Genomic DNA, 22273 nt, shown 5'->3' with positions numbered 1-22273 from the left:
AGCCGAGCCCATGCTCGGCTGCGGCAAGCCGAGCATGGGCTCGGCTCTACGGTAGATCCACGCCATGCGTGGATGGTCAATTCAACGCTCGGCCGCTTACCAGCGCAGCTTCCGCCGCGCCAGCGCCGTCGCCAGTTCTTCCATCAACGCCTGTGCACGCGCTCGCGGCAGGTAGCGCAGCGCCAGTGCCACATCGCCGTGCGCACCGGCGGTGTCCAGCTGCAGGCTGGCCGTGCCCAGCAGCTTGTCCAGCGGTGAGCGCTGCAGGCGCAGGCCCTGCACCTTGTCCAGCTCGGCCCAGCGCCACCAGCGCTTCCACCAGCCGCCGCGCACCGCCACAAACTGGCCGTCCAGGTGCCAGCCCATCCGTGCCATCTGCCGGTGCGCGATCAACAGGCTGACCGGCAGCCAGGCCAGCAGTGCCAGCGCCGGCAGGCCCCAGCGCCAGTACAGCGCGGCGGTCAGCAACGGCACTGTCAGCAACGTGGACAACGACAGTCGCCACCATCCACGTTGCGGTATCGGCTGCCACTGCTGCGGCGGCCATTGCAGCTGCGGCAGCAGGTGGCGCACCAGCCCGTCGCAGGCGCTGGCGCCTGCCAGCGGTGCCAGTTCGCGCAGCGCGCGATCGTCATCGCGCGCGGTGCCACCGGCGGCGCTGTCGATGCGCAGCTGGCGCAGCCCGAACCAGCGCTGCAGGGTGCTCTCGCCCAGCGTCCAGGCCTGGATGCGGCGGCGTGCGACGCTGCTGCGGGTGCGGCTGAGCAGGCCGGTGGAGACAGTCAGGCGCCGCTCGCGCTCGCTGAGGGTGAAGCCGTGGTAACGCAGCAGCGTCAGCACCACCGACAACACCCGCAGCAGCAGCCAGCCCAGCAGCAATACCGCGGCCAGCAGCACCAGCCCACCGGTTACCCCGGTGTGCAGATGACTGGCGTAGCCGAAGGCCTCGCGCCCGCCACGCTGGATGGCGTCGTCCATCACCGGGCGCGGTACGGTCTGGAACAGAACACCGAAGGCGGCGATCGCCAGTGCCCAGCCACGGTTGGACAGCAGGCCCATGCGCAGCACATCCCAGCTCGACAGGCGCAGCAGGACCTGCTCGTCGTCGGACGGCACGACACTGGCAGCCGGCGCGTCGCCCGGCGTCGGCTGGGGCGCCTGTCCACGCTGGCGCACCAGCTGTTCCAGGGCCAACGCCTGGTCCAGCCGCAGCACGCGCATCTCCGCTTCCGGGCGCACGCCGCCGGCCGACTCCAGGCGCAGCTCGGCAACCCCGAACAACCGATGCAACGGGTTCTGCCGCACTTCCACGTTGTGGATGCGGGCGAAGGGAATCTCACGCCGGTTGCGCGCCAGCAGGCCGCTGCGCACGGTGATCGCATCGTTGCCGATGCGATAGCGGTAACTGAGGTACTGCAGTACCGAGACCAGCACCAGTGCGGCGATGGCGGTCAACGGGATCAACTGTGCCCACATCGGATCGCGGTCACCGCGTTGGCCGAACACCAGCAATGCGATCAGCGGCAGGAAATAGTGGCGCAGCTGCATCAACAGCACGAACAGCCACGACCACGGGTGCAGGCGATGCTCTTCGCCACCACTGGGCAGCGACGGCGGCAGGGGCGGCGGCAGGCTCACAGGGCGTCGGCGTCCTGGTCGAGCTGATGGGCCAGGGTGTCACGCAGGCGCTCGGCATCGGCTTCGTCCAGGCCGTTGACGGTGACTGCGCTCAGGCGGGTGCCGGCGGTGTGCACGATCAGCGTGGCCAAGCCTGCGCGCCGCTCCAGCGGTCCCCGACGCAGGTCCAGGTGCTGCACGCGCGAAATGGGAATGCGGGTCTCCAGCTGCCACATCAGGTCGCGGCGCAGGCCCAGGCCCTGTGCATCCAGCCGCCAGCGGGTGCGGGTCAGGCGGCGATGGCCGATCCAGCCGCCGAAGGCGATGCCGGCCAGCAGGCCCAGAGACGCCGCCCACAGGCCGCCGGGAAGATCGAAGAACCACCAGAGTGCCGCCAGCGGTGCGCCGGGGATGAACAGGCCGCCGAAGGCGCCCTCCAGCGCCGCCAACCGGGCAGCGCGCCGCGGCAGGGGGTGCCAGTGGTCGAGGGGCATTTCGGCGGCGGCAACAGGCAAGGGAAGTTCGGTCACGCGGGCGTCCGTCGGGCAGCAGGGCGGGCAGGCGCGGTGATGGCCGCACCGCGCAGACGTTAGCAGGTCGCCCGCGTTACTGGGCGGCCTGGATCAGCGCGTCGACGTCCAGCAGGTGGCCGGCACGGTCGGCCTTGGTGCGCAGGTAGTGCTCGTTCTCGGCGGTGATCTCGCCGGTCACCGGAATGCAGTCCAGCACTTCGATGCCGGCGTTGCGAAGACGCTGCGCCTTGGTCGGGTTGTTGCTGAGCAGGGCAACACGGGACACACCCAGCCCGCGCAGCATCGCCACCGCGCTGCCATAGCGGCGCTCGTCGGCGCCGAAGCCCAGCTGCGCATCGGCGTCGATGGTATCCAGCCCGTCATGCTGATAGCCGTAGGCGCGCATTTTCGCGGCGATGCCGGTACCGCGGCCTTCCTGGTCCAGGTACAGCAGCACGCCGCCACCCAGTTCCTTCAGCTTGCGCAGGCCACGGCGCAGCTGGTCGCCGCAGTCGCACTTGAGCGAACCGAACAGGTCGCCGGTGAGGCAGGACGAATGCACGCGCACCGGCACCACGGCGGACAGGTCCGGTTCGCCGACGATGATCGCCACCTGGTCGCGCTGGGCGACGCCGCCGCGGAACACCGCGAACGTGGTCATGCCGACATCGCGCAGCGGCACCGGAGAACGCGCCACCAGTTCGTAATCATGTGCGGCATGCGCAGCGCCTTCGGCCAGGTCGCACAGGCCGACGTCGGCGGCGCCATCAAAGGTGTTGTCGGCCGCCTCAAGGCGCACGGCCACCATCGCCGGCAGCAGCAGGCCCAACCGGGCCAGTTCCACCGCGCCGGCATCGAACGCATCGCCTGCGCTCCAGGCCGCGGGCATCGGCCCGGGTTCGCGCAGGTAGCCCAGCGAGGGCAGGGCATCGAACGCAATGCCAGCCAATGGCAGGCGTGCACCCTCGGGTGCCTCCACGCCGAGCACGCGGGCGCGGGTGGCGGTCAGGTACAGGTAATGGCACTCGCGCGCGGCGCTGGCGAAGGCGGCAAAGCTGCTGGCAGTAGCGCTGTCCAGCGCGATCACCGCCAGGCGCTGGCCCTGGCCATCGTGAAGCAGGACCGGACGACCGGCGCGCAGTTCGGCGACCGCGCGCTCGCAGCGGATCGCTGCCGGATCACCGAACAGGGAGGAAGCAGACATGGCAGGACCGGGGGAGGCGGACATCGGTGTCTCTATGGGGGCGCCAGCGTCGTATTCAACGTGCTGCGGCGGTGTGTCGCAGGCCGGGTGCAGCGGCTCTCAGTGCGGATGCTCGTCGGTCGCGTACGGGTCTTCCTCGCCGCTGCCCGGTGGCCGCAGCGTATAGCGCTTGTAGGTCCACTGGTACTGCGCCGGGTCGCGGCGGGCGATGCGTTCGATGCCTGCGTTGAGCGCGGTGGCGGCGACCTGCGGGTCCGGGTCGGCCACGGCCGGATCGGTCGGCTCGATGTGCAGGGCGAATTCCATGTCCGGGCCGATGCGCTCGCACCAGCCGTACAGCACCGTCGCGCCGGTGCGCTCGGCCAGCCGGTTGACCAGGGTCATGGTCAGCGCCTGCACGCCGAAGAACGGCACGAACACCCCGTCGCCGGCCTTGGGCTGCTGGTCGGGCAGGATGCCGGTGGCGCCGCCGTCCTTGAGTACCTTGAACAACTGGCGCACGGCCGGGCCCTCGGCACGCACCTGCTGCACGTTGTGGCCGCCGCGCACGATCTGCAGGAAGGCATCACTGGCCTCGTCCTCCGGCGGCTTGTAGACGATGGCGATCTGCCCGCGCGAGGCCAGCCACTGGTTCAGCAGCTCCCAGTTGCCGTAGTGCGGGGCCGCCACGATCACGCCCTTGCCGCTGGCCAAGGCCGCGTCGTATAGCGCCTGGCCGTGGCGCTCCTTCAGGTGCAGGCGCAGGTTGTCTTCGGGCTTCCGGCTCCACAGGCGCAGGGTCTCGATGGCCTGCAGGGCAGTGGAGCGCAGCAGGTCGCGCTGCAGGCGGTCGCGTGCCGGCGCGTCCAGTTCCGGGTAGGCCAGCTCCAGGTTGCGGCGGGTGACGCGGCTTTCGCGGGCATCGAGGCGCACCCACGTCCAGGCCAGGGCGCGCGCGAATCCGCGCAGCAGCGGCCAGGGCAGGCGGGCGAACAGGGTGGTGGCGCGGTAGACCAGCCGGGCTTTGCGGTGTGGATTCATCTCCCCCAGTTTAGCCAAGGGCGCTGCTATCGTGGCCGGCCCCTTGCCTGGAAGCCTGCCGATGCTCGTCCTGATTCAACGTGTCAGCCAGGCCGCCGTGCATGTGGAAGGGGAAGCGGTAGGGCAGATCGGCCCCGGTCTGCTGGCCCTGGTCGGCATGGAGCCGGGCGATACCGAGGCCCAGCTGCAGCGGATGGCCGAACGCGTGCTCGGCTACCGTGTGTTTGCAGATGAGGCCGGCAAAATGAACCGCTCGCTGCGTGATACCGGCGGCGGCCTGCTGCTGGTCAGCCAGTTCACCCTGGCCGCGGACACCCGTTCCGGCATGCGGCCGAGCTTTACCAGCGCGGCACCGCCGGAGGAGGCTGAACGCGGGTTCAATCGATTTGTCGACATTTGTCGTGAAAATCACGCGCCGGGGGTGGAAACGGGCCGCTTCGGTGCCCATATGGTCGTCAGCCTGGTCAATGACGGTCCCGTGACCTTCCTCCTCAGGCCCTAGGCCACCGGGACCACCGCCCGGCAGGCCGGGCCCCGGGCTGGTATAATGCTACGTTCCCTATTTCCCCCTAGCCGGTGGCGCGAGCACTACATGGCCAACGAACGTCCTGCCCAATCCGAAATCAAGCAACTGATCAGCAAGGGCCTGGAACAGGGCTACCTGACCTATGCCGAAGTCAATGACCATCTGCCGGACGACATGGTCGACCCGGAACAGATCGAAGACATCATCGGCATGATCAACGGCATGGGCATTGATGTCCATGAAGTTGCTCCGGATGTGGAAACCCTGCTTCTCAACGACGGCAACACGGGCAACCGTGAGGTCGACGACACCGCAGCCGAAGAAGCGGCCGCCGCGCTGAGCGCGCTCGACACCGAAGGTGGCCGTACCACCGACCCGGTGCGCATGTACATGCGCGAAATGGGTACCGTCGAGCTGCTGACCCGCGAAGGCGAAATCGCCATTGCAAAGCGCATCGAAGAAGGCCTGTCCCAGGTCCAGGCCGCACTCGGCCAGTTCCCGGTGTCGGTCGAATCGCTGCTGACCGATTACGAAGCGCACAAGGAAGGCCGCAAGCGCCTTGCCGAAGTGATCGTCGGCTTCAACGACCTGACCGACGACGTGCCGGCTCCCGCCGCTGCCGTGGCCGATGACGCGGACGATGCCGACGCGGACGCCGACGAGGAAGAAGACGACGTCGACGGCGGCGATGAAGAAGCCGCACCGACCGGTCCGGATCCGGAGGAAGTCGCCGCGCGCATGCAGGCGCTGGGCGATGCCCTCAACGCCTTCAAGAAGGCTGTTGCCAAGGGCGACAAGAAGAACCTGCTGAAGCTCCGCGAGGAGATGTCGGCGGTGTTCGTCACCCTGAAGCTGCCGCTGCCGCTGACCGACGTGCTGACCAAGCAGCTGCGCGACACCATGGGCAGCATCAAGGCCCACGAGCGCCGCGTGCTGAACCTGGCCACCGTCACTGCCCGCATGCCGCGCAAGGACTTCATCCGTTCCTGGGAAGGCAACCAGACCAACCTGGAATGGGTGGAAGACGCACTGAAGCGCAAGCAGAAGTGGTCTTCGGCGCTGCGTGAAGTGAAGGACCAGATCGTGTCCGAGCAGCAGGCCACCATCGATATCGAGAAGGTCACCCTGCTGGACCTGGACGAGCTGAAGGAACTCAGCCGTGCCATGGCCTACGGCGAAGCCAAGGCGCGCAAGGCCAAGAAGGAAATGGTCGAGGCCAACCTGCGCCTGGTGATCTCCATCGCCAAGAAGTACACCAACCGCGGCCTGCAGTTCCTCGACCTGATCCAGGAAGGCAACATCGGCCTGATGAAGGCCGTGGACAAGTTCGAGTACCGTCGCGGCTACAAGTTCTCCACGTATGCGACCTGGTGGATCCGCCAGGCCATCACCCGTTCGATCGCCGACCAGGCGCGCACCATCCGTATTCCGGTGCACATGATCGAAACGATCAACAAGTTGAACCGCATTTCCCGCCAGATGCTCCAGCAGTACGGCCGCGAGGCTACGCCGGAGGAGCTGGCCAAGGAAATGGACATGCCGGAAGACAAGATCCGCAAGGTGATGAAGATCGCCAAGGAGCCGATCTCGATGGAAACCCCGATCGGCGACGACGAGGATTCCCATCTGGGCGACTTCATCGAGGACACCAACGTGGAGTCCCCGATCGAGAACACCACCAACATCAATCTGTCTGAAACCGTGCGCGACGTGCTGGCCGGCCTCACCCCGAGGGAAGCCAAGGTGCTGCGCATGCGCTTCGGCATCGACATGAACACCGACCACACCCTCGAGGAAGTCGGCAAGCAGTTCGACGTGACCCGCGAGCGCATCCGCCAGATCGAAGCGAAGGCCCTGCGCAAGCTGCGTCACCCGAGCCGCTCGGAGCAGCTGCGCAGCTTCCTGGATATCGATTGATCTCCAGGTAGTGCCGAGCCATGCTCGGCAACGGCTTCTGTCGAGAGAAACCCCGCTTCGGCGGGGTTTTTCTTTGGGGGATCTGCTGCAGGCTTCCGTTGGCGGTGACGCATCCGCCCTTTGACGTTCCGGGGCGACAAACGCACTCTGGCGTCGCAGGTGCTCAACACACCTCGTGGGCGGGCTGGGATCACCGGCACCGATGCAGACGCGCTGCAGGGACACGTGCACTGCGTGCATCTGCGGCATCAACCCTGTTGAGCATTGGAGCTTGGCCATGAAGGCTGTTGAACATGATGTGCCTGTTGTCGCTGCCCTGGATTTCCCGCCGTTGATGACGTGGGAGGACGTCATGCAGGACGAACGGGAAGACCGGCTGGGCTTCGCCCGACGGGCCACGCTGGCGCTGCTGACGCAGTCAGGAGAGCAGTTGGTTGCGGGGTTTGCCGGTGGCAACCGCACGGGGCTGGAAGGTGCCATGAAGGCGGTGGCGCTGTTCCAGGCGCATCTGCAGGAGATGGAGCGATTGGCGGGGATGGCGGAGAGACGGCTGCAGCGTGTTGGCGAAGTGGTTGCTGCTGCCGGCTGAGTAGCCGACTCCGGCCGTGCTCCACTACACTGTGACGCTGCGCAGGGCCTATAGCTCAACGGTTAGAGCAGAGGACTCATAATCCTTTGGTTCCAGGTTCGAATCCTGGTGGGCCCACCATTGCATTCAATGGCTTAGGCCATCAAAAGGCACCGCTCTGCGGTGCCTTTTTCGTTTGGTGCCTACCTGGTGCCTACATTCGTGATGGTGCCCATGCCGCTGTTGGGAGCTGCCATTCGTCTCGTCCCCCTGCTGCACTTCGGAGCTGAGCCAGCGCGGCCTTCTTCCGATGGATCCTCACCTTGGAAATGCACAATCTGATTCGTTCTCCGCGGCTCGATCAGCGCATCTCCTGTTTGGAGCCTCGTGTCGTTGGAGCCTGGGCTCGTCGAGACGGGAAAGCGGGATCTCCTTCGTTTCGCACGTTTTCATTTCAATGGAATACGCGGCGGCAATCTGCCCGGGGTTGTGAAGAGGGGGAGGGGCGTGCCAGCGCCGGCATCGGCCACGAGCAGTGCCGAGGCCGGAGCCCTGTCAGCCCCTGCCGATGGTCACGTTGTGGAACCTTCGGCGCCATGCTCGAATCGGGCCACCCGATCATCCAGGAGCATGTCGGATGTCATTCAGATCCCAGGCAGTGCATTTCGTGTGCATCGCCATTCTTCTGCTGGCGCCCCAGTGGGCACGCGCCGGGTCGGGAGGCTCGACGCCGCATGCGCCTCCATTGGTAACGGTGGGCTACGACGAAGCTTTTGATCTGTTCAATCTGTTGGACAACCTGCCCGATTGGCTGCCGGGCTATACCAACGCGATCTACCAGCAGGACTGGGAGCGCAGGTTCGGGTTGGACGCGAAGGATCGTGCTGCGCTCGAGACTTACGCACGGTTTCGTCAACGCACTTCCCCGATGGCCCGTAATGACGAGGGTAAGCGGCCTCTGGCAGACAGCCTGTTTGCCGGCAGCGATACACGCATTGGCGACCCATACACGGGCTACTTCCAGAACGCGGCATCATTCTCTGCCGCCACCGAGGCCGCCATCGCCGCACAGGCGGCTGGTGACCGGGAACTGCTGAGGCGTTTCTATGCACGCTTTGCGCCCCGCGCACGCGCGCTGCTGACCGGGACGGCGCGCTTCAGCCAGCAACAGGAGACGTTGACCCAGGAACTGGCGGCGCCGATGGCCGCCGCATTTGCCGCGCGCCTGCGCACCTTCTACGGTGTGGAGGCCGCCCCCACCTTTCATGTGCGATTCGTGTGGTGGCCGTATTCGAACCGCACCCAGGCCAAGCTGCGCGGTGGCTCCATTGTGCTGTTCTCGGATCAGCACGTGCAGGATGACTGGGCGCCGATCGTGCTGCATGAGTACGCGCACTTCCTGTCGGCTGGGCAGCCTGCAGCCAACCGGGAGGCGCTGGCGGCGGCGTTCGCGCGGCTGTGCCCGAGTGCGCTGGCCCTGCCCAATCCGCTGAACGCACTGGAAGAACCGTTGGCCATCTACTGGGGCCAGTACCGGTTCGAACGGGAAGTGCGTGGGAAAGTACTGTCCAGCGATTCGTCATGGTATGCCCAGCCGCACGCTGATCGCGCAGCCAAGGCAATCGCGGCTGCATTCCCCGCCGAACGCCCGGCACCAGCACTTGCCGTGGGGCCGCTGCTGGAGGCGGCGGCTTCCGTCTGCGAATCCCCCCCGTGATCCCCGCTTCACGCCCCGCACGCTATCCACGGCGGTCATGGACCTCATACGACTGCTGCGATCGCTGGAAGAATTCCTCTACGAGCTGGTCGGCTGGCTGGTGTTCTATCCGCGGATGTTCTGGCGGGTACTGATTCACCCCGGCGAGGTCGCGCTCTACACCCGCCGCGAGCTGGGCAAGGATCTGGAACACAGGTTTTCCGATGCGATCAGCCCGGTGCTGATGCTGATCCTGTCGGTGGCCATCGCCCATGCGCTGGAGATGGCACTGCGCATGTCTTCGCCCAGGCTCAGTACGCCGGTAGGGCAGCTGCTTTTCAGCAGCGAGCAGGGGTTACTGCTCACCCGCTCTGCCGTGTTCTGCGTGTACGCACTTGGCGCGGCGCTTGGCACGCTTCGGCGCCAGCGGCTGCCCGTGAACCGCGAGACGCTGCGCGAGCCTTTCTCCATCCAGGCGTTCATCGCATGCCCCTTCGTGGTGGCACTCGCACTGGCGCAGGCGGCAGCCGCTTCGCCGATGCAGGCCGGCCCGTTCACCGCACCCGCCATCGGCGCGCTGGCGGTGGTGTGGTACCTGTGGACCCGCACGCGGGCCTTCGTAGCCTTGAATGGCGGATCGGCGCTGCGTGCGCTTGGCTCGGTAGTGCTCTCGTTCCTGCTGACGACGGCAGGGGTTGTCGGCCTGTTTGCTGCCGTCATCCTCTGATCTTCAACAGGGCGGCGATCACTCGAGAACGTGATCGGCCTTGCCCGGTGGCACGGCAGTGGCCTCACCGCGCTGCAGGAGGTCGAAGAAGTCCACTGCCTCCGCAGCCAGCGCATCGTGGGCGTCGAAATCCCAGTTCTGCTTGTACTCGCGGGCGAGCAGATCACAGACGGCCTTGGCCTGCTGGTAGGTCTGCGACTCTTCCCCACGATCGGCCAGCTGGTCACGGTGGATCTGGCACAGCATGAGCTGGTGGGCATCTTCGGCCCGCTCGCGCTCCCAGCCGATGTCAGGCAGGGCGGACAGTGCTGAGGCAAGCGCGATGGCAATCAAAGGCATGATCCGGTTCCGGGCGGGGGGCGGAGCCCGAGCGTAGGTGATGGTGCAGCGCACGTGTCAGCACGCGCGACGTCGGTTTTACGGGGTGTTCACCATTCGCCGGGGAATGGTTGCAGTGGGCAGATGGCGTTCTCCACGCATGGCGTGGAGCTACTGGGAGCGGCGTGGAGCTACGGGTTCTGGAACGCCGCCAGCTGCGCGGCGAACGCGCGCTGGTAGGCGGGCCGCTGCGTTGCGCGGGCGATGTAGGCGGCCAACGCGGGATACTCATCGACCATGCCGCTGCTGTGCAGCCGCAGCAGTACCGACACCATCAACAGGTCGCCAGCGCTGAAGTCTCCGTCCAGCCACGGTGCATCGCCCAGTCGCGCGGACAGCTCACCCAGGCGCCTGCGCACGCGCTCGTCCAGCATCACCAGCCGCTGCGCATACCATGGCTGCTCACGTTCCAGCACCCACGCCATGGAGCGTTCGACGATCGGCGGCTCGACGGTGTTCAGTGCGGCGAACATCCAGGTGATCGCACGCATGCGCGCGCTCGCATCGGCGGGCAGCAACCCGGGGTGCTGTTCGGCCAGGTGCAGGACGATCGCGCCTGATTCAAACAACACAAGTTCGCCATCTTCGTAGGTGGGAATCTGCCCGAAGGGATGCCGTGCCAGGTGCGCCGGCTGCTTCATCTCCCCGAAGGAGAGCAGATGGACGTCGTACGCCACGCCCAGTTCTTCCAGCGCCCAGCGCACGCGCATGTCGCGGGCCAGGCCCTGGCCACGGTCCGGGGAGTGCTTGAATGCGGTCAGGATCGGGGTCATCGGGATGTCCATCGGCGATAGCCGAGCTGGTTGGCCGGCCTTCTTTCCACCGACGTGCGAGGGACCCTGGAATCGACACAGGTGATCTCCGGGCACGCAGGCCATGGCCGGCAGGATGAACGGTTCACATGGCGCGGTTCGCGTGGGATGCGTGGTGACGCGATACTGCCCTTCTGCACACCCTTGGGGAAGTACGTGAGCACGTCCAGACTGCCGCGGATCGTTGGGTTCGACGTGCCGCGGCTTCACCAGCAGGTCGATGCCGCTGCCGATGAAGCGATCACAGCGCTTCTGGATCAGGCGCCCGATGAACAGTGGACTGACCGCTTCCTGCAGCAATGCGCGACGCTGGCGTCGCAGCTTTCATTGGCGGCAGTGAGGGTGGAGGGCACCCGCATCGCTTTCCATGGCTCCATCGCCGATGCGCGTGCCCTGGCCGATGCTGTGATTGCGCTGGTGAACCGCTTGAACGATCAGCTGATGCAGGAAGGCAACCTGCACGCAGGCGAGGAGTGAGCTTCGCGCAGGACGCTTCAGCCTGCCTGCGGGACCAATGCCGGCCCGGACAGTCGGGCCCAGCAGCCCATCGCCATTTCCGCCGAGCCCGGGTGGCCACGCAGGCTGGTGCGCAATGCGAGCCGTGATTGCAGATCGGTGAGCCACGCCGTGCGCGTGCCGTGTGGGTTGCGGACGTAGATGTCGCACGCCAGGCGGATGACCGGTGCGACCTCGTGGCGGAAGTTGATGGCGGGCAGATCGCCGGTCTGGAACGCGGCCTGCCAGTGCTGCAGCTCGCGCTCGACGTCAACGAAGTCCTTGTTGGTGATGCGTTCCATGAGACTTCTCCTGTTGGAACGCCAACGTACACCTCGGCGTGTCAGTACCCCGTGTGCATCAACGGCTGTTCATGGCGGCTGTTCATTATTGGCGCGATCCGATGCAGCTGCGTAACCGGCCGACGCACACAGTGGCGTTGCAGCAGATCGCTGCGGTGGAGCAAGACATGAACAACAACACGCAAGGCCAGTCCGACCGCAACAATGCCTCGACCGATACCAGGCAGGCTGCCCAGCAGGGGCAGACCGATGGCAACGAACTGGGCGGTGACCAGAAGCAGGACGGCAAGCAGCGCCAGCAGGAACAGCAGGTCCAGCAGGATGCAAAGCCAGGTGCCCAGCAGAAGTCCGGGCAGGAACAGAAGAGCGAACCGGGCCGCGACGCCCGTCGCTGAGCAGTAAGCGAAGAAGAGGCCGCGCGTTGCGCGGCGTTCCTCTGTGCAACGTTCGGGAAGCGCGCTGATGCCATCACATGCCCGTGCGGTAAGCCTGATGACGAAGATCATGTACCAGTGCCGTCCAGCAAGAACGACGACGATGGCGCGCTGCCGCGCCTGCCAGGCGCCCAGTCCGGGTGGGATGGAGTGCGCGCGCTGCCTTACCGAGGAACTCGGTGGCGTGATCGGCAATCGCGGCGCTGCTGCACGATGGCTGGATTCCTTCCTGAAGGTGCAGCAGGACGAGGCGTTCGTCTTCGTCTGCGTCAAGCGCGTTGAGGAGAGCGCGTCGACGGGTCGCAGTCTGGAGTGACATTGCGCAGGCGTATGCTCGAATTCCAATGGGAGCGAGCGTCATGTCTTTTCAGATCAACCTCTATGATAGGGACGGACACGGGCTTCGCCTTCCCGATGGATGGTGGATTGACCTGCACACCGATCCCCCCGCGCTGGTCAACGGCGCTGTCCGCATCGATCTGCCGGCGTCCACGCGCAACGAGCATCCCGATCTGCAGCCGGGCGTCCTGGACCATCTCCGCCGCCGTATTGAAGGTGCGCAATGGCTAAGCTGACCTACCATCCGCCGCTGGGCGTGCGCTGGCTGACGTTCCGCCTGCGCAACGGCCAGTCCATCGGTCCGGAGAAGCTGCGGGCCGTGTGGTCCGATGCCGCCGAGACCAACAACTGCTCGGTCCGGCGTGAACACGTGGAAGGCGCCGGCTTCGTCTATGCGCTGTACGCACCCAGCGGGCTGTGCGTTCCACGCCGCGCGGAACTGCGCATGCGGCTGTTGCTGGAAGAAGCGGGCTACGCGTTCTCGATGGGCGTGCTTACCGGCAGCCATCCTGCCTACGGTTGAGTGCACGCTGATCTGGTCGGCCCCGAGGTTGCTAGACTGCGCGCCCCGCGCGTCGCCGCAATCACGGAAGATTTCCATGCCCAAGCTGTCTGCTCTTGCTGTTCTCCTGGCGCTGGCTGTCTGCACGACGAGTGCACGCGCCGACGAACAGGACAGCGCGTCGACCATCGCGTTCAAGTCGATCAGCCCGGTGCTGAATGCCCTGATCAACGCCGATGATGCGCAGGAACTGATGGAGAAGGCCGAGGAAGACGACGCCACGCTGCTGCAGTCGCTGGCGCTCTATCTGGCCGCAACCCGCGAAGACCCCAGGTTGGCGCAGGCGCCGTACCACGCAGCGGCATTGTTCGCTCGCCGCGGTGACGATGCGCTGGCCGAGCGCTATCTGCGTGAAGCCGATGAGCGTGGCATGTGGTTCGCGCCCGCGCTGGCCGACAACGATGACTTCGAGCACCTGCGCGCAACGCCGTTCTTCAAGCAGGTGCTGGCCAACACGCAGGCGCGCTACACGAAGGTGTCGGCGGGCAAGGTGGGTGCCATCTCGGTGCTGCAACCTTCCAGGGGTGTTGCGATGCCGGCCTGTGCGCCGGTGCTGGTGTGGCTGCACGGCTACGGCATCAACGGCCACCTGGACAGCAGCAAGCAGCCGCTGGCCGATGCCGGTGTGGTGCTGCTGGGCATCAACGGCACGGAGATGCGCGAGTCGTTCGACAGCTTCAGCTGGACCGGCCCGTATGAGGGCACGCACAAGGTGGTGCAGAAGGGGTTGGAGCAGCTGGCCACACGCCAGTGCATCGACCGCAGGCAGGTCTATCTGATGGGCTTCTCGCAAGGCTCGCAGCATGCCGGTGCATTGCTGGCGCAGCACCCCGATGACTACGCCGGTGCATTGCTGGTGTCGCCGGGCGGTTGGCGCCAGCCGGTGCCTACGCAGAGCAGCGCACACGGCAAGCGGGTGTTCGTCATCAATGGCGAACAGGAAGGGCCGGCCAACCAGAAGATGAGTGCGGATTTCCGCGCCCTTTTCAGTGATGGCAACGAGCTCAGGTCGCGTACCCATCAGGGTGGTCACTTCTATCCGGACGACTGGAAGACCTCGTTCCCACAGGCCATTCGCTGGTTGATGGGCAAGGACGGCTGAGCACAGCTCACCGTGCGGCAGTCGACAGGTGGGGAACCGCGCCGCCCACTGCTTCCCAAAAGGCAACGCTGCGAGCCCGCCTGCGGGCCTACTGCCCGCTCCCTGCGTTGCCTACGCTGATCCCACACGGCCCTTGCCGTGCTCCGGGTCCACGACAGCTCGTGGATCTTGCCTTCAATCGAACCAGGTAGCGCTGTGCTGCTGGGCATTGCTGCCCGGCAACGCCATGCCCTGCGCCGTGCGAAGGCTTGCCCCGGAAATGCCAGCCAGCCCTGCCTGTTTGCCCGCCAGCCAACCTTCGTGGAGATCGCCTCATGTTCAGCCTGGAAAACACCACTACTCCTGTCGCGCCCGCGCTCGACGAGCTTGTTCCCTCGCGCTATGCGCTGAAAGTCGGTGACATCGACGTGCTCGTGGTCAGCGACGGCGTGCTGCCGTTGCCGACGCAGATGCTCGGCCACAACGTGCAGGCATCCGAGCGTGCTGAATGGTTCGACGAGATGTACCTGCCGCAGGATGCGTTCGACTGGGCGTTGAACGTGATGGTGGTGCACAGCGGTGAGCGCACCATCCTGATCGACGCCGGCCTGGGCATGGACCCGGACCTGCAGCTGCCGCGCGCTGGGCAGTTGATCCGTCGCCTCGGCGCCGCTGGCATCGACCTGCGCGAGATCACCGATGTGGTGATCACCCACATGCACATGGATCACATCGGCGGCCTGCTGGTGGACGGGGTGAAGGCGCAGCTGCGGCCGGACCTGAAGATCCACGTCGCGGCATCGGAAGTGGCGTTCTGGAAATCGCCCGACTTCACCCGCACCAACATGCCGCAAGGGTTCCCGGACGCGCTGCGGTCGACCGCCACGCATTTCTGGGCCGAGTACGGCAGCTTCGTGCATACCTTCGAGGACGAGCAGGAGATCGCACCGGGTGTGGTCGCGCGCCGCACCGGTGGCCACACGCCGGGCCACTGCGTAGTACGCGTTGCCTCGGGTGGCCAGGCGCTGACCTTTGCGGGTGATGCGGTGTTCGCGGTCGGTTTCGATCAACCGAACTGGCACAACGGCTTCGAGCACGACCCGGAAGAAGCGGCGCGCGTGCGCATCGAGCTGCTGGACGCGCTGGCCGGGACCGGCGAGATGCTGGTGGCCACGCACCTGCCGTTCCCGTCGGTGGGCCGCGTGTCCCGCGAGGACGAGGCGTTCCGCTGGGTGCCGGTGTTCTGGGATTTCTGATCAAGTTTTCTGGACTTCACGTAACCAATGGTCCCGGCCAGGGGCGCACAGTAGCCCCTGTCGAAACCCACCCATCCGCTGGAGGTCCACCATGAAAATCGTTACCCGCACGCTCGCCACAACTGTCCTGGCCCTGTCGATGCAGGCGGGCCTGTCGGCCCAGGCCGCCGAGCCGGCACACCCGTCCGCCCCCAGTGCTGTCGCGCGCACCGCCAGCATCATCACCACCGCCGATGGCGTGCAGCTGTACTACAAGGACTGGGGCCCGAAGAACGGGCCGGTGGTGACCTTCAGCCATGGCTGGCCACTCGATTCGGACAGCTGGGAATCGCAGATGATGTTCCTGGCCGACCACGGTTATCGCGTGGTCGCCCACGACCGCCGCGGCCACGGTCGTTCCAGCCAGCCGTGGGACGGCAATGACATGGATCACTATGCCGATGATCTGGCCACGGTGATCAACACGCTGGATCTGAAGGACGTCACGCTGGTGGGTTTCTCCACCGGCGGTGGCGAAGTGGCGCGTTACATCGGCCGCCATGGAACAGGCCGTGTGAAGAAGGCCGTGCTGATCAGTTCGGTGCCGCCGTTCATGCTGAAGACCGCAGACAATCCCGGCGGCGTGCCGATCGAAGTGTTCGATGGCATCCGCAAGGCACAGCGGGAGAACCGTTCGCAGCTGTACAAGGACATTCCGTCCGGCCCGTTCTATGGATTCAACCGGCCGGGTGCAAAGGTCAACCAGGCGATGGTCGATGCATGGTGGGCGCAGGGCATGCTGGGTGGCCAGAAGAACACCTACGACTCGATCGCGGCGTTCTCGGCGACCGACTTCCGCGGCGACCTGAAGAAGTTCGATGTGCCCACCCTGGTCATCCACGGCGACGACGATCAGATCGTGCCGATCGACGTGGCTGGACGGATGTCGGCCAAGCTGATCAAAGGTGCCAGGCTGATCGTCTACCCGGGTGCGCCGCATGGCCTGACCGAGACCCACAAGGACAAGGTCAACCAGGACCTGCTGGCGTTCCTGCAGCAGAAGTAGCGGCAGGCGCAGCCCTCAGGCAGGCGGCGCGAGAAGGGCGGTACGGCCACGCCATGCGTGGCTGTGCTGTGCAGGAAGCCAACCGCATCCACGCATGGCGTGGATCTACTGGATCCATGCAGGGTGGAGAGCCCACCAGTAGAGCCACGCCATGCGTGGCTGTGCTTTGCAGGAAGCCAACCGCATCCACGCATGGCGTGGATCTACTGGATCCATGCAGGGTAGAGAGCCCGCCAGTAGAGCCACGCCATGCGTGGCTGTGCTTTGCGTGAAGCCAACAGCATCCACGCATGGCGTGGATCTACTGGATCGAGGCTGGTTGTTTCAGGCTCTGCAGCTTGTTCGGATTGCGCTGCACCAGGATCTGCACGATCTGCTCGCCGTTGGTATCGAAGGCCATGGCCGATTCCAGCACGCCATCGAAGTAACGCAGCAACCCCAGTCGTCCATTGATCACGCTCGGGACCATCCGCAGCTGGTCCTTGCGACGCAGGTGCGGGGCATACAGCAGCTGCGCGATGCGTGCACCGCCGACCATCGGTTTCGGGAAACTGGTGACGATGCCGCCGCCATCGCCGATCAGCACTGCCGATTCGGCCATCAGGGTTTTCATCGTCCTGAAGTCGCCATTGGCGATGGCCTCGGCGAAACGCCGCATCAGTTTCTGGTGCACGTCCTGCGGCACGTTGTAGCGCGGTCGCTCCTGCCGCAGCTGCAGGCGTGCGCGGTGCACGATCTGCCGGCAGGCGGCTTCGGTCTTGTCCAGCGTGCGTGCCACCACGTCGTAATCCTGGTCGAACACATCGTGCAGCAGGAACGCGGCACGTGCGTCCGGCGCCAGCCGCTCCAGCACATTGAGGAAGGCCACCGACAGGTCGCTGGCCGTCTCCAGCATGTACTCGGGTGTGCCGGTGTCTTCGGTGAGCAGCGGCTCGGGCAGCCACATGCCGACATAGTGCTCGCGCGTGCGCCGCGCCAGGCGCAGGCCATCGATGGCGCGGCGGGTGGTGGTGGCCACCAGCCAGGCTTCGGCGTTCTCGATGTCCTGCTGGTTGGCGCCGTGCCAGCGCAGCCACACGTCCTGCACCACGTCCTCGGCCTCGTGCGAGGAGCCGAGCATGCGGTAGGCCACGCCGAACAGGCGCGGACGTAGGCGGGTGAACAGTGCAGTGGGGTCGTCCATGCCAGCAGAGACGGGACAGGTCCGCCGATTGTGACATCGGCAGACCTGTGAAGGTGGCTGGTGTTGCGCCGGACCGGAGGCGGTCAGTGCGGCGGCAGCACCGCCGGCTTGCCGATGTCCTTGATCAGGAACACGACGAACGTGGCAGGTTCGGTCTGGCTGGCATTGCGGCCCACGGTGTGCAGATCGTCCGGTCCTTCATGGAAGGCTTCGCCGGGGCCGAGGGTCACCTCGCGGCCGCCGGCCACGCCCATCACGATGCGGCCCTGCAGCACGTAGACGAAGCCATGGGCATCGTGCCGGTGCACGGGATCGGCGCCGCCGGGTGGGTACTGCACCGTCAGGATCAGTGCTTCCTTGCCCGGCTGCTCCGGCAACGGACGGGTCATGACCTCGCGCACGATGGGCTCGGGCGCGCTCGGCGGCGGTGTGGCGGCAATGCTGGTCAACGGCAACAGGGCCAGCAGGGCGAAGGAACGGAGCGAACGCATGGCAGGTCTCCAGCAGGAACGTGTGCAGTCGAAGCTCAGGCCAGGCCGGCCTTGTCCAGGCCAAAGGCCTGGTCCAGCGAGCCGGGCTTCGTACGGAAGGCGACGTTGGCGCGGTTCCAGGCGTTGATCGCCATCACCGCGTAGGTCAGATCGACGATTTCCTGTTCGGACAGCTGGCTGCGCACGCGCTCGTACACGTCGTCCGGAATACCCTGCGCAGGCAGGTGGGTGAGCACGTCGGTCCACGCCAGGCAGGCACGCTCGCGCGCGCTGAACAGGTTCGATTCGCGCCACGCCGCGACATGGTGCAGGCGCAGTGGGCGCTCGCCGCGGATCGTCGCTTCCTTCACGTGCATGTCCAGGCAGAACCCGCAGCCGTTGAGCTGCGAAGCGCGGATGTTGACCAGGTCGACGATGGCCGCTTCGATCGAACCGTTGTGCGCGGCATGCGAGAAGGTGCCGAGCTTCCTGAAGAGTTCGGGCGACTGCGCGGCGTAGTCCAGGCGTTGGTTCATGGCGATGTTCCGGAGGGAGTTGAGGGACGCAGCGAGGCTACGTCCGCTGACCGAGGCCCGGTAGGCGGGGGCAGGGCCGCGCGGTGTTGTGCAGAAATCACCAATGGCCTGTCACAGGTACCGGTGCTCGCCCGTCTGCCGGGCATGGACACCTCATCTGCCCCGCACCGTGCAGTCTGCCCCGCCAGTGAACGGGTCTGGCAGGCCTTCCTTGCCGCGTTGCACGAACTGCCGCCGGACATGCGGGCCGTGCTGTTGCTGCATGACGTGCTGGGTGCGGGCGTCGAAGACATCGTGCCCCTGCTGGGGCTGGACCTGACGACGTGCCGCCAGCGCCTGGACCATGCACGCGCCCACCTGCTCGCCCGACGCGACTCCCTGGAGCCTGGAACACCATGAACGTCATGCCGCAGTCCTGTCTGGCCAGCGACGGCCGTGATTCCCTCAATGCGTCCTTTTCCACCAGTTACGCCGGCGTACTGGCGTTCATCGCGGTAGCCGCTGAAGGCAGCTTTGCCCGTGCAGGAGATCGCCTTGGCATTGGTCGTTCGGCGGTCAGCCGCAGCGTGCAGAAGCTGGAGGGACAGCTGGGCGTGCGCCTGTTCCTGCGTACCACGCGTTCGACAACATTGACCCGCGAAGGTGAGATGTTCCTGGAGGGCTGCAGCCCGGGCGTTGCGAGCATCCTGCAGGCGCTGGACGAAATGCGCGATCTGCGTGAGGGGCCGCCGCGCGGGCATCTGCGGATCAGTGCGACCCATGGCTTCGGACGCCGGGTGATCGCGCCGCTGCTGTCTGCCTTCCGTGCGGAGCATCCGCAGGTCTCGGTGGAGCTGCTGCTGGACGAGCAGGTGCCGGACCTGGCAGCAGACCGCATCGATGTGGCCTTCCGCGATGGAGTGCTGGAAGACAGCCAGGTCATCGCCAAACAGCTGGTACCCATGCAGCTGGTGATCTGTGCGTCGCCTGCGTATGCAAAGGCGCACGGCCTGCCGGAGCAGGTCGAGGCCGTGTCCGCCCACGCGTGCATCGGCCGACGCCTGCCCGGCGGGCGCCTGCAACGCTGGGATTTCCGCGTGGACGGCCAGGATGTGAATCTGCAGCCGCCGGCGGAGGTGGTGTTCAATGATGCCGATCTTGTGCTGCAGGCAGTGATCGACGGGCTGGGGATCGCCCAGTTGCCCAGCTACCAGGTAAGCGATGCGCTGCGCAGAGGTGCTGTATTGACCTGCCTGGACCGCTACGCGCCCCACGATCGCGGCCACTACCTGTGCTATCTCAGCCGACGCCAGCTGCCCAAGCGGATCCGCGCGTTCATCGAATTCAGCACCCAACGCATACGTTCGCTGGATCTGGATGTGTTTTCGCACTGGGAGGCGCAACAGCAGGCGGCGGTGCAGCGCGATGCGGCGGCATGGGCATGAGCGTATTGGTGCCGATGCGGCAACAGTGCGTGGCCCGCTGCGGATCTACTGCCAAGGCCGACGCGTTCCTAGCATGCAACCCCATCCGCACCGTCCACGCTCCAGGAGACCTGTCATGAAGATTCTCGTCATCGGTGGCACCGGCCGTATCGGCAGCAAGGTGGTTGATCGCCTGCATGCGGCAGGCCATCAGATCGTCGTCGCTGCACCTTCCACCGGTATCGATGTGCTGAGCGGCGAAGGCCTGGCCGCTGCGATGGAAGGCACCGAGGTCGTGGTCGACCTTGCCAACTCGCCCTCGTTCGAAGATGCCGCGGTGTTGTCGTTCTTCGTGACTGCCGGCCACAACATCCTGGCGGCCGCGGCACTGGCAGGCGTGCGCCACCATGTTGCGTTGTCGGTGGTGGGTACCGACAAGCTGGCGGCCAGCGGCTATTTCCGCGGCAAGATCGCCCAGGAGCGCTTGATCCGTGATTCGGGCCTGGCGTACACGATCATCCACTCGACGCAGTTCTTCGAGTTCCTGCCGGGCATCATCCAGGCCGCCGGTGATGGCCAGACCCTGCATCTGCCTACCGCCGCAGTGCAGCCGATCGCCGCCGAGGATGTGGCCGATGCCGTTGCGCGCATCGCACAGCAGGCGCCGGTCAATGGCGTGGTGGAGATCGCGGGACCGGAGCGCGAATCGATGGCGGCGCTGGCCCATCGCTTCCTGCAGGCGACCGGTGATGCACGCGAGGTGATCGGCGATACCCAGGCGCGCTACTTCGGTGCGCAGCTGCAGCAGGACACCCTGGTACCGGTGGGACAGGCATGGCTCGGCACCATCGGCTTCGAGCGTTGGTTGCAGCAGTCCGGGCTGGCGCAGGGTCAGCCGGCCTGATCCGTGGTGGATACGCGCTTCATGTGTGTCTTCCGCTGCAGGAGCCTGCCATGACCGAGCTGAAGCCTCCTTCGACCAGCGTGCTCGACAAGTACCGCGGTGATGAGGTGCGCCCGCTGTATACCGGACGGGTGCGGGTCTGCGGTGGCGCGGCCGGCCACGGCCGCGCGTCGGGCGTGGTGCGGTCGGATGATGGCGCGCTGTCGGTGGACCTGCGGTTGCCTGCCGAGCTGGGGGGAGCCGGTGGCGGTACCAATCCCGAGCAGCTGCTGGCGGCGGGCTACGCCGGCTGCTTCCACGGCGCGATGGTGCTGGTGGCTGCGCGTGCGGGGCTGGAACTGGTCGACCCGAGCATCGAAGTAGCGGTGACGTTCGCACGCGATCCCGTGGACGGTCTGTACCTGCTGTCGGCCGAGATCGTGGTGTGCCTGCCTGGCATGGACCCGATACGTGCAGCCGAACTGGTGCGCAACACCGAGCGGGTCTGCCCCTACGCGAAGATGTTCCATCGTGGCATCAGCCATGTGGTGAGGGTGGCTGTGGACTAGACATCCTGTCGCGAATATCGTGCGGCCGCTCGTGGGATTCAGATGCAGTGAAGACGCCGCGTCGCCCGCGTGATCCAGTGGGGTGCCGTTGGGCAGCATGATCGCCGCATCAATCGGTGCTCACCCGCGAACCACGCGCGTTCGGCCAGTCTGGTGTGGCAGGCAACGGATACCACTGTTGTCCTTTCCCCAACGAGGAGACTACACATGAGCACCCAGTCCACCATCGAGCATCGCCTCAACGACCTGATCGAGATCGCACGTGATGGCAAGTCCTTCTACGAGGAAGCCGCAACGAAGGTGAAGGATGCCGAGCTGTCGGCATTGTTCGTCCGCATCGCCGGGGTAAAGGGCCGCATCGTGTCCTCGCTGAGCAGCTCGGTGGCCGCCACCGGTGGCAAGCCGGCCGAGCACGGCACCATGGTCGGTTCCATGCAGCAGTTCTACGGCAAGGTGCGCGCTGCCTTCGGCGATACCAACTACGGCTACGTGGCCGAACTTGAGGAGTCCGAGGATCGCCTGCTGGGCGCGTTCAAGGACGTGCTGAAGGACAACGACCTGCCGCCGTCGGTGCGCCAGGAAGTGACCCAGTGGCTGCCGGACGTGCAGGAATGCCATGCGGTGATGCGTGATCGCAAGCACGCGATGAAGGCTGCCTGATCGCATCTGGCGATCGCCCCCACATCGCCACGGCCAGGGCAGCTTCGTGCTGCCCTGGCCGTTTCTGCGCCTGCTACC

At 66.0% G+C, this 22273-nt stretch carries 28 protein-coding genes and 1 tRNA gene; 19 read left to right on the top strand and 10 right to left on the bottom strand.

The window, feature by feature from the left end; translation table 11 throughout:
- Positions 1–96: 96 nt before the first annotated feature.
- The 4 genes from ACFX4F_RS01365 to ACFX4F_RS01350 all read right to left on the bottom strand — a co-directional run bounded on the left by ACFX4F_RS01365 (position 97) and on the right by ACFX4F_RS01350 (position 4353).
- Positions 97–1638 carry a PH domain-containing protein gene (locus tag ACFX4F_RS01365; RefSeq protein WP_099820530.1) on the bottom strand — a complete coding sequence of 514 codons (1542 nt, stop codon included), beginning with the start codon at positions 1636–1638 and terminating at the stop codon, positions 97–99.
- Positions 1635–2111 (bottom strand): PH domain-containing protein, encoded by a 477-nt coding sequence (locus ACFX4F_RS01360; RefSeq protein ID WP_099820631.1) that lies wholly within the window; start codon positions 2109–2111, stop codon positions 1635–1637. The genes ACFX4F_RS01365 and ACFX4F_RS01360 overlap by 4 nt, the downstream gene beginning before the upstream one ends.
- A gap of 112 nt (positions 2112–2223) precedes the next feature.
- Positions 2224–3357, bottom strand: coding sequence for a GTP cyclohydrolase II RibA (ribA, locus tag ACFX4F_RS01355; protein ID WP_099820531.1), 1134 nt, complete (start codon positions 3355–3357; stop codon positions 2224–2226).
- A 75-nt stretch (positions 3358–3432) separates the two neighbouring features.
- Positions 3433–4353 carry a lauroyl acyltransferase gene (locus tag ACFX4F_RS01350; RefSeq protein ID WP_099820532.1) on the bottom strand — a complete coding sequence of 307 codons (921 nt, stop codon included), beginning with the start codon at positions 4351–4353 and terminating at the stop codon, positions 3433–3435.
- 61 nt (positions 4354–4414) lie between these two features.
- Here ACFX4F_RS01350 and dtd point away from each other — a divergent pair, with 61 nt between their 5' ends.
- The 6 genes from dtd to ACFX4F_RS01320 all read left to right on the top strand — a co-directional run bounded on the left by dtd (position 4415) and on the right by ACFX4F_RS01320 (position 9787).
- Positions 4415–4855, top strand: coding sequence for a D-aminoacyl-tRNA deacylase (dtd, locus tag ACFX4F_RS01345; protein WP_099820533.1), 441 nt, complete (start codon positions 4415–4417; stop codon positions 4853–4855).
- 90 nt (positions 4856–4945) lie between these two features.
- Positions 4946–6796, top strand: a complete 1851-nt coding sequence (gene rpoD, locus ACFX4F_RS01340; protein ID WP_099820534.1) for an RNA polymerase sigma factor RpoD — start codon at positions 4946–4948, stop codon at positions 6794–6796.
- Positions 6797–7073: 277 nt separating this feature from the next.
- A complete protein-coding gene (locus ACFX4F_RS01335) occupies positions 7074–7385 on the top strand; it encodes a hypothetical protein (RefSeq protein ID WP_099820632.1) in 312 nt (103 codons plus the stop codon).
- A 44-nt stretch (positions 7386–7429) separates the two neighbouring features.
- Positions 7430–7505, top strand: a tRNA-Ile gene (locus tag ACFX4F_RS01330).
- Between the two features lie 496 nt (positions 7506–8001).
- On the top strand, positions 8002–9081 hold the full coding sequence (locus ACFX4F_RS01325) for a hypothetical protein (protein WP_133119615.1): 1080 nt from the start codon (positions 8002–8004) through the stop codon (positions 9079–9081).
- 100 nt (positions 9082–9181) lie between these two features.
- On the top strand, positions 9182–9787 hold the full coding sequence (locus ACFX4F_RS01320) for a hypothetical protein (protein WP_380651451.1): 606 nt from the start codon (positions 9182–9184) through the stop codon (positions 9785–9787).
- Between the two features lie 18 nt (positions 9788–9805).
- On the opposite strand, the gene ACFX4F_RS01315 is transcribed toward ACFX4F_RS01320, so the two are convergent.
- Both ACFX4F_RS01315 and ACFX4F_RS01310 read right to left on the bottom strand, forming a co-directional pair.
- Positions 9806–10126: a hypothetical protein gene (locus tag ACFX4F_RS01315; RefSeq protein ID WP_099820537.1), complete on the bottom strand. Its 321-nt coding sequence runs from the start codon at positions 10124–10126 to the stop codon at positions 9806–9808.
- Between the two features lie 170 nt (positions 10127–10296).
- Positions 10297–10938, bottom strand: a complete 642-nt coding sequence (locus ACFX4F_RS01310; RefSeq protein WP_099820633.1) for a glutathione S-transferase family protein — start codon at positions 10936–10938, stop codon at positions 10297–10299.
- 81 nt (positions 10939–11019) lie between these two features.
- Here ACFX4F_RS01310 and ACFX4F_RS01305 point away from each other — a divergent pair, with 81 nt between their 5' ends.
- Positions 11020–11454, top strand: a complete 435-nt coding sequence (locus ACFX4F_RS01305) for a hypothetical protein (RefSeq protein WP_243380180.1) — start codon at positions 11020–11022, stop codon at positions 11452–11454.
- A gap of 17 nt (positions 11455–11471) precedes the next feature.
- Here the strand turns inward: ACFX4F_RS01305 and ACFX4F_RS01300 are convergent, their stop codons facing one another.
- Positions 11472–11774 carry a hypothetical protein gene (locus tag ACFX4F_RS01300; RefSeq protein WP_089237115.1) on the bottom strand — a complete coding sequence of 101 codons (303 nt, stop codon included), beginning with the start codon at positions 11772–11774 and terminating at the stop codon, positions 11472–11474.
- Between the two features lie 167 nt (positions 11775–11941).
- Between ACFX4F_RS01300 and ACFX4F_RS01295 the strand changes: the two genes are divergently transcribed.
- From ACFX4F_RS01295 to ACFX4F_RS01265, 7 genes are all read left to right on the top strand, one after another.
- The gene (locus ACFX4F_RS01295; RefSeq protein ID WP_133119616.1) at positions 11942–12169 is read left to right on the top strand and encodes a hypothetical protein; all 228 of its coding nucleotides are present in this window, start codon (positions 11942–11944) and stop codon (positions 12167–12169) included.
- A 97-nt stretch (positions 12170–12266) separates the two neighbouring features.
- Positions 12267–12524, top strand: coding sequence for a hypothetical protein (locus ACFX4F_RS01290; RefSeq protein ID WP_243380183.1), 258 nt, complete (start codon positions 12267–12269; stop codon positions 12522–12524).
- 43 nt (positions 12525–12567) lie between these two features.
- Positions 12568–12783 carry a hypothetical protein gene (locus ACFX4F_RS01285; protein ID WP_099820635.1) on the top strand — a complete coding sequence of 72 codons (216 nt, stop codon included), beginning with the start codon at positions 12568–12570 and terminating at the stop codon, positions 12781–12783.
- Entirely contained in the window at positions 12771–13070 is a 300-nt protein-coding gene (locus tag ACFX4F_RS01280; protein ID WP_099820540.1) for a hypothetical protein, read from the top strand. Before ACFX4F_RS01285 ends, ACFX4F_RS01280 begins: the two co-directional genes overlap by 13 nt.
- 76 nt (positions 13071–13146) lie before the next feature.
- Positions 13147–14211 carry an alpha/beta hydrolase gene (locus ACFX4F_RS01275; RefSeq protein WP_099820541.1) on the top strand — a complete coding sequence of 355 codons (1065 nt, stop codon included), beginning with the start codon at positions 13147–13149 and terminating at the stop codon, positions 14209–14211.
- 314 nt (positions 14212–14525) lie between these two features.
- Positions 14526–15446, top strand: coding sequence for an MBL fold metallo-hydrolase (locus ACFX4F_RS01270; protein ID WP_099820542.1), 921 nt, complete (start codon positions 14526–14528; stop codon positions 15444–15446).
- Positions 15447–15537: 91 nt separating this feature from the next.
- Positions 15538–16491, top strand: coding sequence for an alpha/beta fold hydrolase (locus tag ACFX4F_RS01265; protein WP_099820543.1), 954 nt, complete (start codon positions 15538–15540; stop codon positions 16489–16491).
- Between the two features lie 301 nt (positions 16492–16792).
- On the opposite strand, the gene ACFX4F_RS01260 is transcribed toward ACFX4F_RS01265, so the two are convergent.
- From ACFX4F_RS01260 to ACFX4F_RS01250, 3 genes are all read right to left on the bottom strand, one after another.
- Entirely contained in the window at positions 16793–17674 is an 882-nt protein-coding gene (locus tag ACFX4F_RS01260) for an RNA polymerase sigma-70 factor (protein WP_099820544.1), read from the bottom strand.
- A gap of 83 nt (positions 17675–17757) precedes the next feature.
- Positions 17758–18165 (bottom strand): cupin domain-containing protein, encoded by a 408-nt coding sequence (locus ACFX4F_RS01255; protein ID WP_099820545.1) that lies wholly within the window; start codon positions 18163–18165, stop codon positions 17758–17760.
- A gap of 35 nt (positions 18166–18200) precedes the next feature.
- Positions 18201–18680 carry a carboxymuconolactone decarboxylase family protein gene (locus tag ACFX4F_RS01250; protein WP_099820546.1) on the bottom strand — a complete coding sequence of 160 codons (480 nt, stop codon included), beginning with the start codon at positions 18678–18680 and terminating at the stop codon, positions 18201–18203.
- Positions 18681–18803: 123 nt separating this feature from the next.
- On the opposite strand from ACFX4F_RS01250, the gene ACFX4F_RS01245 reads away from it, so the two are divergent.
- The 5 genes from ACFX4F_RS01245 (at position 18804) to ACFX4F_RS01225 (ending at position 22195) form a co-directional block, all read left to right on the top strand.
- On the top strand, positions 18804–19079 hold the full coding sequence (locus tag ACFX4F_RS01245; RefSeq protein WP_380651439.1) for a sigma factor-like helix-turn-helix DNA-binding protein: 276 nt from the start codon (positions 18804–18806) through the stop codon (positions 19077–19079).
- On the top strand, positions 19076–20104 hold the full coding sequence (locus ACFX4F_RS01240; RefSeq protein WP_165787274.1) for a LysR family transcriptional regulator: 1029 nt from the start codon (positions 19076–19078) through the stop codon (positions 20102–20104). The genes ACFX4F_RS01245 and ACFX4F_RS01240 overlap by 4 nt, the downstream gene beginning before the upstream one ends.
- Before the next feature lie 115 nt (positions 20105–20219).
- Complete coding sequence (locus ACFX4F_RS01235; RefSeq protein ID WP_099820548.1) at positions 20220–20987, top strand: SDR family oxidoreductase; 768 nt, start codon at positions 20220–20222, stop codon at positions 20985–20987.
- Between the two features lie 50 nt (positions 20988–21037).
- Entirely contained in the window at positions 21038–21535 is a 498-nt protein-coding gene (locus ACFX4F_RS01230) for an Ohr family peroxiredoxin (protein WP_099820549.1), read from the top strand.
- Between the two features lie 207 nt (positions 21536–21742).
- Positions 21743–22195: a PA2169 family four-helix-bundle protein gene (locus tag ACFX4F_RS01225; protein ID WP_380651434.1), complete on the top strand. Its 453-nt coding sequence runs from the start codon at positions 21743–21745 to the stop codon at positions 22193–22195.
- Positions 22196–22273 lie beyond the last annotated feature (78 nt).

Source organism: Stenotrophomonas sp. YIM B13575 (genome assembly GCF_042787595.1).
GTDB lineage: Bacteria > Pseudomonadota > Gammaproteobacteria > Xanthomonadales > Xanthomonadaceae > Stenotrophomonas > Stenotrophomonas lactitubi_B.
Note: the sequence above shows the minus strand (reverse complement) of the source record. Positions and strands in the feature narration are given on the sequence as shown.

Bases quoted from the DNA above. Each gene is read 5' to 3' on its own strand.
- ACFX4F_RS01360 (WP_099820631.1), bottom strand. From the start codon at position 2,111: ATGCCCCTCGACCACTGGCACCCCCTGCCGCGGCGCGCTGCCCGGTTG.
- ACFX4F_RS01280 (WP_099820540.1), top strand. From the start codon at position 12,771: ATGGCTAAGCTGACCTACCATCCGCCGCTGGGCGTGCGCTGGCTGACG.
- ACFX4F_RS01325 (WP_133119615.1), top strand. From the start codon at position 8,002: ATGTCATTCAGATCCCAGGCAGTGCATTTCGTGTGCATCGCCATTCTT.
- ACFX4F_RS01260 (WP_099820544.1), bottom strand. From the start codon at position 17,674: ATGGACGACCCCACTGCACTGTTCACCCGCCTACGTCCGCGCCTGTTC.
- ACFX4F_RS01240 (WP_165787274.1), top strand. From the start codon at position 19,076: ATGAACGTCATGCCGCAGTCCTGTCTGGCCAGCGACGGCCGTGATTCC.
- ACFX4F_RS01285 (WP_099820635.1), top strand. From the start codon at position 12,568: ATGTCTTTTCAGATCAACCTCTATGATAGGGACGGACACGGGCTTCGC.
- ribA (WP_099820531.1), bottom strand. From the start codon at position 3,357: ATGTCCGCCTCCCCCGGTCCTGCCATGTCTGCTTCCTCCCTGTTCGGT.
- ACFX4F_RS01265 (WP_099820543.1), top strand. From the start codon at position 15,538: ATGAAAATCGTTACCCGCACGCTCGCCACAACTGTCCTGGCCCTGTCG.
- ACFX4F_RS01235 (WP_099820548.1), top strand. From the start codon at position 20,220: ATGAAGATTCTCGTCATCGGTGGCACCGGCCGTATCGGCAGCAAGGTG.
- ACFX4F_RS01275 (WP_099820541.1), top strand. From the start codon at position 13,147: ATGCCCAAGCTGTCTGCTCTTGCTGTTCTCCTGGCGCTGGCTGTCTGC.
- ACFX4F_RS01315 (WP_099820537.1), bottom strand. From the start codon at position 10,126: ATGCCTTTGATTGCCATCGCGCTTGCCTCAGCACTGTCCGCCCTGCCT.
- ACFX4F_RS01335 (WP_099820632.1), top strand. From the start codon at position 7,074: ATGAAGGCTGTTGAACATGATGTGCCTGTTGTCGCTGCCCTGGATTTC.
- ACFX4F_RS01270 (WP_099820542.1), top strand. From the start codon at position 14,526: ATGTTCAGCCTGGAAAACACCACTACTCCTGTCGCGCCCGCGCTCGAC.
- ACFX4F_RS01300 (WP_089237115.1), bottom strand. From the start codon at position 11,774: ATGGAACGCATCACCAACAAGGACTTCGTTGACGTCGAGCGCGAGCTG.
- ACFX4F_RS01310 (WP_099820633.1), bottom strand. From the start codon at position 10,938: ATGACCCCGATCCTGACCGCATTCAAGCACTCCCCGGACCGTGGCCAG.
- ACFX4F_RS01295 (WP_133119616.1), top strand. From the start codon at position 11,942: ATGAACAACAACACGCAAGGCCAGTCCGACCGCAACAATGCCTCGACC.
- rpoD (WP_099820534.1), top strand. From the start codon at position 4,946: ATGGCCAACGAACGTCCTGCCCAATCCGAAATCAAGCAACTGATCAGC.
- ACFX4F_RS01350 (WP_099820532.1), bottom strand. From the start codon at position 4,353: ATGAATCCACACCGCAAAGCCCGGCTGGTCTACCGCGCCACCACCCTG.
- dtd (WP_099820533.1), top strand. From the start codon at position 4,415: ATGCTCGTCCTGATTCAACGTGTCAGCCAGGCCGCCGTGCATGTGGAA.
- ACFX4F_RS01255 (WP_099820545.1), bottom strand. From the start codon at position 18,165: ATGCGTTCGCTCCGTTCCTTCGCCCTGCTGGCCCTGTTGCCGTTGACC.
- ACFX4F_RS01225 (WP_380651434.1), top strand. From the start codon at position 21,743: ATGAGCACCCAGTCCACCATCGAGCATCGCCTCAACGACCTGATCGAG.
- ACFX4F_RS01230 (WP_099820549.1), top strand. From the start codon at position 21,038: ATGACCGAGCTGAAGCCTCCTTCGACCAGCGTGCTCGACAAGTACCGC.
- ACFX4F_RS01290 (WP_243380183.1), top strand. From the start codon at position 12,267: ATGACGAAGATCATGTACCAGTGCCGTCCAGCAAGAACGACGACGATG.
- ACFX4F_RS01250 (WP_099820546.1), bottom strand. From the start codon at position 18,680: ATGAACCAACGCCTGGACTACGCCGCGCAGTCGCCCGAACTCTTCAGG.